The 11,992-nt window shown below is 65.3% G+C and carries 11 protein-coding genes; 3 read left to right on the top strand and 8 right to left on the bottom strand.

The window, feature by feature from the left end; translation table 11 throughout:
• Positions 1-892, top strand: an 892-nt coding sequence (locus BLJ79_RS16655; RefSeq protein ID WP_175475512.1) for a BCCT family transporter, incomplete at its 5' end; no start/stop codon positions are given.
• Positions 893-1,286: 394 nt separating this feature from the next.
• Positions 1,287-1,811 (top strand): hypothetical protein, encoded by a 525-nt coding sequence (locus tag BLJ79_RS16650; protein WP_139194920.1) that lies wholly within the window; start codon positions 1,287-1,289, stop codon positions 1,809-1,811.
• 919 nt (positions 1,812-2,730) lie between these two features.
• On the opposite strand, the gene BLJ79_RS16645 is transcribed toward BLJ79_RS16650, so the two are convergent.
• The 7 genes from BLJ79_RS16645 to BLJ79_RS16615 form a co-directional block, all read right to left on the bottom strand.
• Positions 2,731-4,056, bottom strand: coding sequence for an MFS transporter (locus BLJ79_RS16645; RefSeq protein WP_286135470.1), 1,326 nt, complete (start codon positions 4,054-4,056; stop codon positions 2,731-2,733).
• Positions 4,057-4,126: 70 nt separating this feature from the next.
• Positions 4,127-5,806, bottom strand: a complete 1,680-nt coding sequence (locus tag BLJ79_RS16640; protein WP_071215887.1) for an FAD-dependent monooxygenase — start codon at positions 5,804-5,806, stop codon at positions 4,127-4,129.
• 153 nt (positions 5,807-5,959) lie between these two features.
• Positions 5,960-6,940, bottom strand: coding sequence for an NAD(P)H-quinone oxidoreductase (locus BLJ79_RS16635; protein WP_071215886.1), 981 nt, complete (start codon positions 6,938-6,940; stop codon positions 5,960-5,962).
• Positions 6,937-7,332 carry a cupin domain-containing protein gene (locus BLJ79_RS16630; protein ID WP_083411385.1) on the bottom strand — a complete coding sequence of 132 codons (396 nt, stop codon included), beginning with the start codon at positions 7,330-7,332 and terminating at the stop codon, positions 6,937-6,939. The genes BLJ79_RS16635 and BLJ79_RS16630 overlap by 4 nt, the downstream gene beginning before the upstream one ends.
• 51 nt (positions 7,333-7,383) lie before the next feature.
• Positions 7,384-7,803 (bottom strand): nuclear transport factor 2 family protein, encoded by a 420-nt coding sequence (locus tag BLJ79_RS16625; protein ID WP_071215885.1) that lies wholly within the window; start codon positions 7,801-7,803, stop codon positions 7,384-7,386.
• 1 nt (position 7,804) lies between these two features.
• Positions 7,805-8,749 (bottom strand): 3-carboxyethylcatechol 2,3-dioxygenase, encoded by a 945-nt coding sequence (locus BLJ79_RS16620; protein ID WP_071215884.1) that lies wholly within the window; start codon positions 8,747-8,749, stop codon positions 7,805-7,807.
• A gap of 24 nt (positions 8,750-8,773) precedes the next feature.
• On the bottom strand, positions 8,774-9,622 hold the full coding sequence (locus BLJ79_RS16615) for a fumarylacetoacetate hydrolase family protein (RefSeq protein WP_071215883.1): 849 nt from the start codon (positions 9,620-9,622) through the stop codon (positions 8,774-8,776).
• Positions 9,623-9,846: 224 nt separating this feature from the next.
• On the opposite strand from BLJ79_RS16615, the gene BLJ79_RS16610 reads away from it, so the two are divergent.
• Positions 9,847-10,542: a GntR family transcriptional regulator gene (locus BLJ79_RS16610; RefSeq protein WP_071215882.1), complete on the top strand. Its 696-nt coding sequence runs from the start codon at positions 9,847-9,849 to the stop codon at positions 10,540-10,542.
• 561 nt (positions 10,543-11,103) lie between these two features.
• On the opposite strand, the gene BLJ79_RS16605 is transcribed toward BLJ79_RS16610, so the two are convergent.
• Positions 11,104-11,784, bottom strand: a complete 681-nt coding sequence (locus BLJ79_RS16605) for a GntR family transcriptional regulator (RefSeq protein WP_175475511.1) — start codon at positions 11,782-11,784, stop codon at positions 11,104-11,106.
• Positions 11,785-11,992: the final 208 nt, after the last annotated feature.

The raw sequence follows: 11,992 nt of genomic DNA, 5'->3' as shown, positions 1-11,992 counted from the left end.
CCTCAAGGACGCCGAATCCGACGGCCCCAAGTGGGTGCGCGTCTTCTGGTCGGTGGCCACCGGCCTGCTGACCTTGGCGATGCTGCTGGTCGGCGGGGTGCCCACGCTGCAGAATGCCACGGTGATCATGGGCCTGCCGTTCTCGGTGGTGCTGGTGTTCATCATGCTGGGGCTCTACAAGGCGCTGCGCGTCGAGCGCGCGCTGGCCGGAAGCTACAAGAACACCCTGCACACCGTGCTTACCTCGCGCACCGGATCGACCGGGATCGACCACCGGCGCGGCTGGCGCCAACGCCTGGCCCGCACCATGGCCTACCCCGGCCAGCGTGCGGCCCAGCGCTTCGTCCAAGGGGTGGTTCGGCCGGCCCTCGAAGAGGYCCTGGCGGAATTCATCGCCGCGGGTGCCGTGGGTGAACTGAGCGTCGAACCGGTAGGGCAGCTCGGCATAGATTCCGTGGATGTGGTGGTCCAGCTAGGGGACGAGCGCTACTTTAAGTACCAGGTCTACCCGGTCCAGCTCAAGGTGCCCTCCTACGCACGGATCTCCTCCACCGGGGAGCACTATTACCGCATGGAGGTCTTCTCCCAAGAGGGCTCCCACGGATACGACCTCATGGGCTGCACCCGCGAGCAGATCATCTCCGACGTGCTTGACCAGTACGAGGTGCACATGTCCTTCCTGCGCGCGCAGGCAAACACCGACGGTCCGAGCCGGATTGCCGAGACCACGCTGCCCAAGACCGACTGGGACAGCGACTTCGACACCGGGATGATTCCCGTGACCGTCGTGAACGGGGCTGATGGCGATGCAAGGAAATCAAAGGAATTCACCTTAATCCAGGAACGAACCAGCCCGCCGATCGCGGCAGGAGAGGAAGAATCCCGTTCATGACCAGCACCAACCATTCCAATGGCATGGACCCTGAGCCTCGAGGGCGGAACCCGGGWGATCACCTGTCCGAACCCGGTGAACCCGTGGCCACCGTTTCCGGGGGCAGTGCAGAGGATTCGGATACGTGCCGCGGCCGCAGTGCGCTCCAACTTCTTACTCCCGGTAGAGGTCACCGCCTTGGGAAGGGGGAGAAGCTCTTGACCGGGTAGTGCAGGATCCGTGTCGCCAACTGTCTTTCATGGGCCCATCGATGCCTTTTGCCGGGTGTGGCAAGCCCGCTGGCATCACTTGGATGTATTGCGGGCGTTGGGCGCAGCCCGGTGGCCGCGGTTCTCTGATAGAAATCCTCAACCCGAGAGTCTGGACCCTGCGTTCCGGGGAATCCGCACCCACGGTGGGCAATGACCAGGACGCGGGCCCGGAATTGGTCAGTTTCCTCGGCGGGCCGTGCGAGGCAGACCACCTGGTGATGACCCGAGGCGAGCAGAACAACCACTGTGACAGGGACAAAACCGGGACCCTGTTCCGGGAGGATGAGGCAAACCACGATCGTGCTACCATCCAAGCCCAGGAAGAAGCAGCGAAGAAGGCGGCGCAGGAGACAGCCGTATCCGGAGCCAACGCGACGAAAGCTCCACAGGAGAAGACTGCTGCCGAAACCAAGGCCAAGAAGGCAGCCGACCGGAAAGCCGCGGCGGAATTGCTGCTCGGGGACGCACTTGAGGCCTCCACCTCCTGCCAGAAAGGTGATGCGGTGCGGGAGACGAGGACCGACACGATCTCCGTCGGAGACCCGGGGTACAGCCGTGATTTGGGCAGTGAGGGGGACGGCGTCGGCTGCGAATGGGGAACCTCCCACAGCTATGGCAGATTTTCCGGGATGTCCCTGGCGCTGTTGCCGCTAACCCAAACTCTATAAGACGAATCCGACGCTTCACCGCCGAAGGCTAGTCCGTGCCGTCCGTGCCGTCCGTGCCGTCCGTGCCGTCCGGCAACCGACCGAGGTCCGCGGCGAGCTGGCCATAGGTCCGTCTTCGGGAAGACAAGGAAGTTCGGTCGCTGTCATTCCTCCGCACTTTCCAAACCCCCGTTCCCTGCAAGCCAGCAGGGACGGGAGACTCATTCCGCCACCAAACGACCGGCAAGGTTCGTTCATTGTAGGAAGTTTTCCAACTGGCCGAAAGGACGCCATCTGTCCGGTCTCATCATATTTGTCAGTGCCGACTTGGGAACTGACAGGTTGGATGAGACAAGAATGGCTCGTGGCGTCTCATTCATTCTGTCAGTTTCGTATGGGCAGCTCGGCAAGTAGGGCTGCGCGTCGATAGCCGGTAGGCGGCCGGGCGGCCGTACGGATGCAGGATTATCAGCAACTGGCTTCTTTGAACCGGACTGACAGGTCAGATGAGACAGACCAGGAATTCCGTAGACTGACAGTTTCAATGAGAAAACTGACAACTATGGTGAGACCGGACACCATCAAAAGTGGGAAGGCCAAGGTCGAGAGCCGTTCTACAAAACGTATGAACCGTTATCGGCGTTTCGGCATGGCGGAGCGGCATGTTAGGGACGACTGCCAGCGTCGGCTTTTTACAAGAAACGCGATGGGTTAGGTGACGGGATCATGCCGGCGTTCTTGCGGGGTTGGAGTGGTACCCGGGGTGGCACCAGCCCGTCGTGGCCCGGTGCTCCGTCTTTGGAGCACCGGGCCGTGGGCACTTTCGGGTTTGTTGGACGGTTATCTGCTTCTTTGGGCGATCTGGGGACTGCTACAGGGCGAGGGGATGACTCGCGATCTGCCGAGAGTTCCCGTGGATCGTGTGCTCCCGCCCTGCACCCTAGAGCGTTCCGCGCGTTTCCCTGCTGAACCAGACGGCCAGGGCGCCGAACACGCAGAGCCCCGTGAAGAGAAGCGACACCAAATGGGTCCCGCCGCTTCCTGCGAACAGCAGTGATGAGGCGATGAGCGGGGCGAACCCGGCCCCCAGCAGCGTGGAGAGCTGGTAGGAGAGGGACACTCCGGTGTAGCGCGAACCCGTGTCGAACTTCTCAGAGAAGAATGCGCCCAGCGGGCCGTACATCATGCCGTTGGCGATCGGGTTGCCAATGACGATCGCGGCCAGGAGCAGGAGCACGTTTCCCGAGTCGATGAGCCGGAAAATGATCCAGATCATCGATCCGCCGAAAATGTACCCTGCCAGCATGACGGGCCTGCGGCCGATGCGGTCGGAGAGCGCCGCGAAGGCGGGGACCGAGAAGATCATCAGGAAGTTCGCGATGGTCACCATCCACAGCACCGTGGCCTGCGCATGTCCCTGGGTGACCGCGTAGGAGATCGCGAAGGTCGCCAGCAGCGACTGGAGGAAGAGCGGGGCGATGCCGGAGAGGATGGCGCTGGCCAATCGTCCCGGGTGCTTCTTGAGGACCGCCACCAGGGGGGCCACGGGCGCCTTTGCGTTGTCGCGCTCTGCCTTTTCGCGCTCGAACTCCGGGGATTCGGTGACACGGGACCGCAGGTACATCGCCAGGAACACCAGGCCCACCGACAGGAGGAACGCGACCCGCCAACCCCACTGCAGCAGCTGTTCTTGCGGAAGCATCGACACGGCTCCGAACACCAGGGTCGCCAGGACCGCACCGGAGGGGGCGCCGCTCACGGCCAGGCTGGCGGCAAAGCCGCGGTTCTTGGGTTGCGCGTGCTCCAGGGCCATCAGCGCGGCGCCGGCCCATTCGCCGCCGACGGCGATGCCCTGGACCAGGCGCAGCAGCACCAGGACCACCGGGGCCGCATAGCCGATGGTTTCGGTCCCGGGCAGCACGCCCATGGCGATCGAGACCAAGCCCATCATGAGCATGGTGATGAGCAGCATGCGCTTGCGTCCGACCCGGTCGCCAAAGTGCCCGAAGAGGATGCCTCCCACGGGGCGTGCGACGTAGCCTGCCGCCAGCGTGAGGTAGGACAGGGTCACGCCCAGCTGCATGGGCAGGTCCGTAAAGAACACCGTGGGGAAGATCAGGGCCGCTGCCGTCCCGTAGATGAAGAAGTCATAGAACTCGACGGTTGTGCCGAGGTAGCTGGCCATCATGGCCCGGCGCGCTGCGGTTTTCTGGCTCAGGGGCGGCGCTTCGATGGCCTGTCCCTCGGGGGTTGTTAGTTGCTTCACCATTGCTCCGTTTCACTTCGTTGGGTAACCGTGTGTTTCATGGTCTGGGTGGTCCTTGGCGGGAGGTTCCCTACCGGTGGGCCCCGGTCGAGGACCGGGCGGTCTGCTTCAGGTGGTCGGGGATGAGCCGGACCTCGTCGGTGTCCACGCCGTAGACGATGTGGTCAGGCCGGACGACGGCCAGGCGTGCGTTCTTGTGGCTCTGGAACCACTCCCAGAGCCGACCCACGGGATCGCCGACCTCGTCGGTCCCGGCCAGCAGCGTTCCGGTGCGGATCCGTATGAACCGTGCACCGAGCCGTTCCCAGGCCCGTACTTCTTCCGCGTCCAGGAGGGTGCGGGGGTCCTCGTCCAGGCCGAACACGGCGAAGTTGTAGCCGATGTAGTCGTCGATAAGCATGCGGCCGTGTTCGGTGCCGACATCGACGTTGGGGAAGGTCCTGCCCGCGGGGGTCTTCTTGTTCGTGGAGGCGGCCACGAAGCCCTCGGAGAAGCCGGGGACCGGCTTGCCCTTCATCGTGGTGGTGTAGGCGCGCAGCCCGGGGATGTGGCGCAGGGTCCGGTAGTAGGCGTTGCGCAGCAGCGCGAGGACCGGGGACTTGACCTGCACGATGCGACCGAGCTTTTCGGCGTACTTGGTGAAGGCCTCCACGTGCGGGCCCCGCTCCTGCTGGTAGGTGTCGAGCAGGGTGTCGGCTGCACGGCCGGCAAGGACCTCGTGTATCTTCCAGACCACGTTGACGGTGTCCCGGATCGCCGAGGCCATGCCCGCGCCGGCGAACGCCGGCATGAGGTGGGCGGCGTCGCCCACGAGCAGGATCCGTCCGGATCGCCAGTTGGCGGCCCGGCGGACCTGGAAGACATAGCGCCAGGTCCTTTTCATTTCCAGGTCCCGCTCATCGATGGACACCGAAGGGTTTCCGGTGGTCTTTTGCGCCAGCCGGCTGATCGTGTCCCAAACCTTTCCGTTCTCGGTGATTTCGGTGGGGTCTTCGTCCGGGTTCAGCCGCCACTCGTAGCGGTGCATCCCGGCCGGGCAGGGGCAGTCGACGCCGGCGCGTTTGGGGTCGCAGACGAACTTGAAGTGCGGGGAGCCGGGCATCTTTCCCAGGGCCTCACCCTGGACGTCGAACCAGGGGTCGGGCAGGGACTTGCCCTCCATGGCCAGGCCGAGGGACTTGCGCACCGAGCTGCTGCCGCCGTCGCAGGCCAGGACATACTTGCCGCGCAGGGTTTGGGTTTCCCCGGTGGCCACGTCCTTGGAGGTGACCAGGGCGAAGTCGGGGCCGTCCTCGACGCTGAGGACTTCGGCGCCGAAGTAGAGGTCGGCAAGGTCTTCGCGGCGCAGCACGCCCTTGCGTAGCTCGGATTCGAGGTAGGGCTGGTGGAAGAAGTTGCGCTGGTGGTAGCCGTTGTGCGTGATGGTGGATGCCAGGCTCAGCAGTGTCTTGCCCTTGGACGTGACGAACGTGGAGGTGACGCCCTCGTGCATGGTGGCCCGGATGGGAGCGACCAGGCCGATGGTCTGGAACACGCGCATGACTTCGTCGTCGCACGAGATGGCCCGCTGCCGGGGAAAGACCTCGGTGTCCTTCTCCACGACGGCGATCCGCATCCCCTTGAGGATCGCGAGGTTTGCGGCGGTGACGCCGCTGGGGCCGTACCCCACGATGACGAGGTCATAGATGAGATCGCCTGCCGGTCCGGCGGCCGTGTCGGGCTCCATGACCTGTGTCGATTCTGCGTTCATGTCGGTTCCTTAGGAGTGTTCTTGATTGTTGGATGTGACGGGCGCAATCGCGTCCGCCGGGGTGTGGGGCGGGTCCGTGCCCTCAGGTGCAGGCACGGACCCTGGGTGCCGGGTCGGGGAGAGCTTCAGCCTCGCCGGTGGCGGCGGAAGCCGCTACCGGGCCTGGAGGAGATCCAGGACGATCTTGCCGACGTGGCTCTTGGTCTCGAAGTGGGCGTGTGCCGCTGCCACGTCCGAGAACGGGTAGACCCGTTCCATGACCGGCTTGACGGCGCCGGTTTCCAGCAGCGGGACCACGACGCGCTTGACCTCGTTCATGATCTCGGCCTTCTGCTCCGGGGTGCGGTCTCGAAGCAGGGTTCCGGCGACGGACGCCTTCTTCTTCATCAGGGCCGCAAGGTCCAGGGTGCCCTCGGCCCCGCCCTGCAGGCCGATGGTCACGATCCGCCCGAACGTCGCCAGGGCCTGGAGGTTCGATCCGAGGTAGGGGCCGCCGACGGTGTCGAGGATGATGTCGGCACCTCCCTCGGCACTCATCCGGGCGGCGAAGTCGTCCTCGGTGTAATTGATCAGCACGTCGGCTCCCAGGCCCCGCGCCGTCTCCAGCTTCGCGTCGGTGGACGCGGTCACCGCGACCCGCCCGCCCAGGGCCTTGACCAGTTGGATCCCGAAGACCCCGATCCCGCCGGTGGCCCCGTGGATCAGCACGGTTTCCCCGGGCTGGAAGCGGGCGGTCCCCAGGAGGTTGGACACCAGCGTCGCGGCCGCCTCCGGTATTCCGGCCGCTTCGAGGAGGTCCATGCCGCGGGGGACTGGAAGGACATGGCCGGCGTTGACGGCAACGAATTCCGCGTACCCGCCCGAGGCCAGCAGCGCCATGACGTGGTCCCCGGGGACAAAGTCCTCGACCCCGGGGCCCACCTGGGCGATGGTGCCGGAGACTTCCAGTCCGAAGATCTCCGACGCTTCGGGTGGGAGGCTGTAGCGTCCCCGGCGCTGGAGCGAGTCGGCTCGGTTCAGGCCGGCTCCTGCCACCTGGATGAGCACTTCGCCCGGCCCGGGGGTTGGGGAGGGCAGTTCTTCGAGGGCGAGGGTTTCGGGACCGCCGGCCGTCCTGAAGCGCACGGCTTTCATTGTCCGTACCCCTGGTGTTCGCACAGTGCCAGGTAGTCCTCGCGCAGCGGGGCGAAGACGTCGAGGTTCAGCACCCTTTCCTCTCCCAAGGGCTCGGCGCAGTGCGGGGCGCCGCCGGGAATGTGGAGGACCGCCGGAGCAACCAGGTCAAAGACCTCGTCGTTGACATAGAACCGCATGGCCCCGGTCAGCACGTAGCTGAGCTGGTCGAAGGGGTGCGAGTGCGGGCCGGCCGTCTTGTAGCCGGGCTCGAACCAGTTGACGGTCGTGACGGCCTCGTCGGACCGGATCCCGGTGCGGGAAAACCCGGGTCGGACCTGCTGCAAATCCAGCTCGTTGAGGTTGTAGGCCTTGGCTTTCATGCCGGCACTGTGGGTGGAAGCGGTACTCATAAAGATGTTTCCCTTGCGGTGGTGGGGAGGTAACGGGCCACGATGTCCTGCCTAGCGTTGCGCCCGGAAGGCGCGGCGGATGACCCGGCGGCGGATTTTCCACTCGCCGTTCTCCTGCACGAAGTCGTCCTCGTAGTCGCCGACCATGAAGGGTGCGGTGTCGCTGGTATCCGGGCTGTCGCTGCGGTACACGGTGGCGCACAGCGTTCCCGTGAGTTCCCCGTCGACCCACTGCAGCCGGTGGTTGGTCTCGACGTGGCGGGAGGTGCGGGGCAGCTTGACGCGCTCGGCACCCCAGGCGGCCAGGGCTTCGCGCCCGATCAGGTCCCGGGGCGGCAGGCCGAGCATTTCGCCGTCCACCGAATAGAGTTCGTGGAGGGTGTCGGCCAGGCCGTGGTCAAGCCTGTAGGCGTGTTCCGCGGTGAGTGCCTGGATCGCCAGGCGGGTTTCGATGTCGATGGTTTTTTTCATGTCAAGACTCCTTCGAGATAGCTGTCATGATGCCGAATCCGGTCATCCATTCCTGCACCGGCCAGTACCAGCGGTTGGTCACCGTGTAGTCCCCGGTCGTGGACAGTGCGGCGTAGGACGCCACCCACGTTCGGATCTCGTGCGCGGAGTGCCCACCTTCCTTCTCCATCCAGTCGTTGGCCCACCCGTCGGTGGCCGTGACGTCGCCGGCGGCCAGGGTGTCCATGACCAAGGTGTCGTACCCGGGGTTGATTTCCTGGAAGGGGGAGTCCCCGGCCGCATGGGCCTTGCCGGCCTCGATAACCCGGCGTTCGCGTTCGGCGCGCAGCTCCGGGGAGGGATTGCGGCCATCGATCAGGCGTTCGATGACTTCCGGGGAGGCTTCCTCCAGCCGCGGCACCGGCGGGTCGTGGGACAGGCCGCCCGATCCAATGATCAGCACGCGCTTGTTCCAGGAGGAAACCTCGCGCCCCACCGCTTCGCCCAGGAGCCGCACGCGTTCCATCGGGCCCAGGGGGAGCCCCACGGCATTGATGAAGATCGGGACGACCGGGTTTTCGTAGCCCGGTCCGAAGATGAACTCCAACGGCTGGGAAATCCCGTGGTCGACGTGCATTTCCTCGGACTGGGCGACGTCGAGGCCCGCATCCAGGACGGCGGCCACCAGGGTTCGCGCCGCGGCACGGTCCACCGGAAGCGGGCCGGGCTCGGTTCCCCAGTCCCCGACGGAACGGGCCGCGGAACCGATGCAGAAGGCAGGCATCATGTCGTAGAAGACGCCGTTGTAGTGGTCGGGGCCGAAGACGATGGTGATTTCCGGGTCGAAGCGCTTCACGAAGTCGCGGACCTCATCGAGGGCCGCGTTGACCTCGGCCAGGGTTTCGGGTCCCGGGTCGTTGATGCCGAAAAGCGGCGAATGGGACAGGGTGCAGACTGCAACCGTCATGGTGTGTTCCTTTGCTCGGGGGTGTTAGGCGGCGTCGACTACGGTGTTGCGGAGTATGCCGAGGCCGGTGATCTCGACTTCCACCACGTCGCCGGCGGAGAGCAGGCCCTCGGGCGTGAACAGTCCCACCCCGCCGGGGGTCCCGGTCACGATGACGTCGCCGGGGGACAGGCGGGTGAACCCGGTGATGTAGGCGATCAGCTGGGGGATCGTGAAGTAGAGGTCTGCCACCGAGGCCTTTTGGCGGACCTCTCCGTTGACGCGGGTCTGCAGGGTCAGCTTGGTGACGTCCCCGAGGACCTGTGCCGGCACCAGGTAGGGGCCGAAGGCGCCGGTGCCCGGGAAGTTCTTGCCCGGGGTCCACTGCGAGGCGGCGCGTTGCCAGTCCCGGACGCTGAAGTCGTTGTAGGCCGCGTAGCCGGCGATGTGGTCCCACGCGTCGTCCTCGGAGACCCGGTAGGCTTCCTTGCCGATGACCAGGGCCATTTCGCCCTCGTAGTCGTACTGCTCGGTGGAGGCTGGCTTCAGGGCCGGCTGCAGGTGGCCCATTTGCGAATCGGCGAACCGGGTGAAGATGGTGGGGGCCTTCTGCTCGGTCTTCCCGGATTCCTCCTGGTGGCTGCGGTAGTTCACCCCGACGCAGATGATCTTTCCCGGGTCGGTGAGGGTGGGAAGGAATTCGAGCTCCGCCTCCGGGCGGGACGGTGCGTTGAGGTATTGCTCTCCCACTGCCCCGAAGATGCCCTTGACCACGGCTTCACGCAGGCCATCGGCCAGGCTCAGGCCCGTGGGGCCCAGGTCGTAGGCGGTGCCCTCGGTGATGATGCCCCAGGTGGGGCTCCCGTCGGTGGCGACAAAGCTGGCGTAGTTCACGCGTTGTTCCTTTCGTACAGGAAGGTTCCCTGTGGTTGGTGCCTGCCGGGACCGACTGGCATGATGCCGGGGCGGTCTCCGGCCCAGCGGAGTCTCCGCTTCAGGTGGAGGGAGATCCCTGGCTGGTCCGGAACCGGCGAGGTGTTGTGACTCACATGGAGCCTAGGGGTGATTTACCTACTTGTCAAAGATAATGTTTTATTCAGGGATGGTAGATTATTGCTATGGCTCTTGCATCGCCCAACAACATCACCCGCACCATTGACGCGGTACGCGCGGACCTCTTGGCCGCCCAGTGGCCCCCCGGGGGGAAGCTGCAGCCCGGGGTGCTCGCGGCCCGGTATGACTCGAGCACCACCGTCATCCGGGAGGCACTGACCAGGCTGGCGGGCGATGGGTTGGTGGTGGTGATCCCGAATAGGGGATTTTTCGTCAGCGAGCTGGACCTCAGGGAGTTGCGTGACATCACGGAGCTGCGGTGCATCACCGAGGAACTGGCCGTGAGCCTGTCCCTTGAACGAGGCGGCCTGGAGTGGGAGTCGGACCTGATGGCCGCCCACTACGGGTTGGTGCGCACCCCCCGCCGGGCTGCCGGGGACCTGGTCCACATCAACGGGGAGTGGGCCGCCGCGCACCGGGCGTTCCACACGAAACTGCTCGAGGCCTGCGCCTGCCCGCACATGACCCGACTGGCCGCGAATCTGGCCGACCACACCGAATTGTACCGATGCTGGGCGGCACCCTCCGATGCGGCGTCGGTGCGCGACGTGGAGAAGGAACACCTGGACATCCTGGAGGCAGCCCTCGCCCGCGATGCGGTCCTCACGGCCTCGCTGCTGCGGGCCCACTACCAGGCGACCGTTGACGTGATCCTGCGCGCCGGCCTGGTGCAGGGAGCAGCGTCGCCCTCCCGCGGCTAGCCCCACACCTCCGGGGACACGGGACGTTTCCCCGGAGGAACGCTCGGGCACGATCCGTGGTCCCCGGGCGGTTTCGAAGCCTGGCCGGGGGCCTGGCCGAACGCGGTTCGGCACACTGCCTCCCAAGCCAATCTTGGGTGCCTTTTCCCGCGGACAAGAGGCCTAGGACCCGTTCGAGGGGGATCCCGGATGGGGCAGGATTTACCGCACGCCGTTGAGCCCGGCTCGACGTGCCAAAAACGGTCGAACACCACGTCGGGGCGTTCCCGGGATTGCGCAGCGCGGAAGACCGGCTCGGGGGTCTTGGGTGGGTTCGGAAGCGTTGCGGGTGCCGTTGACGTGGAGGTCGTTCATTCCGAGCTGTTCGTCCCCGGATGTCCCCGTGACGTGCAACGGGGGTAGGTAGGGGAGGAAAATTCTCTGATTTGTGGCTTCCGTGCGTGTCGTCCAGCGGTATCGCGAGAGTCGGGAAGTGCCGGGGCAGCGGTTCCGGGCCACGGCCCTCTTGATGTTCCAGGTGGATCCGATTCGTGCGCTCCCGGTTGCCGGAGGCGTGGTGGCTTAATGTCGCGGGGACTTGCTCTCGTGCGCCAGTCCGGCAGCGAGGACCACATTTACCGTTTCTTCGTAGTGGGTGCGCAGGAGGCTCGCGGTCAGGGGTGCGTCGCGGGCAAGTGCCGCATCCAGGATGGCTTGGTGTTCCGCGTCGATGTCGCGTTTCGCCGACACCGGTGAAAGCGCGGCCCATCGCCTGTACAGAGCGGTATGGTCAGCCAGGTTCGAGGCCAGGTGATTGATCACCGGGCTCCCGCTTGCCCGCAGCAGAGCCTCGTGGAAGCCCCGGTGGGCGGCTACCCATTCCTCGCTCAAGTGGGTCGAATCCTCGCTGGTGTGCCGGGGGATTCTGGCCAGTCGATAGTGGGCCGCTACCAGATCAGTCTCCCACGTGGAGTCCCCGCGTTCGATGGCCAATCCGGAGGCGAGGGCCTCGGTGATGCACCGTAGCTCGGTGAGGTCTTGGAGTTCTCTCACGTTAAGTTCCGGAACGAAGAAGCCCCGATTTGGCTTGATGGACACCAAGCCGTCCCCGGCCAGCAAGGTCAATGCCTCGCGAATCACCGTGGTGCTGGTTTGGTACAAGTCGGCCAGGGTCGCCGGCTGCAGCTTGCCCCCGGGTACCCACCGGGCGTTGAGGATGTCGCTGCGCACCGCGTCGCTGATGCGCATTCCATTCGTCGTCACTTTTCCCACGGCTGGCATAAAAATAATATATCACGGCCCAAATCATATTTTTTAGAGCCCGAGTAGGTGGATCCAGTGGGTGCCACGGTCGCCTTCGGTGGGCGGGTGAGTCACGGCGGAGGATGAGGTTAAGCGGTTCCCAATTGAGCATGCGAGAACGGTGCGCTGCTGCGTGTGAGTCGGGCCCGCATCCGGCAGTAAAAATTGA

Origin of the sequence: Arthrobacter sp. UCD-GKA, assembly GCF_001863355.1 — a bacterium.
GTDB lineage: Bacteria > Actinomycetota > Actinomycetes > Actinomycetales > Micrococcaceae > Paeniglutamicibacter.
This window is presented reverse-complemented; position numbering and strand designations above follow the sequence as displayed.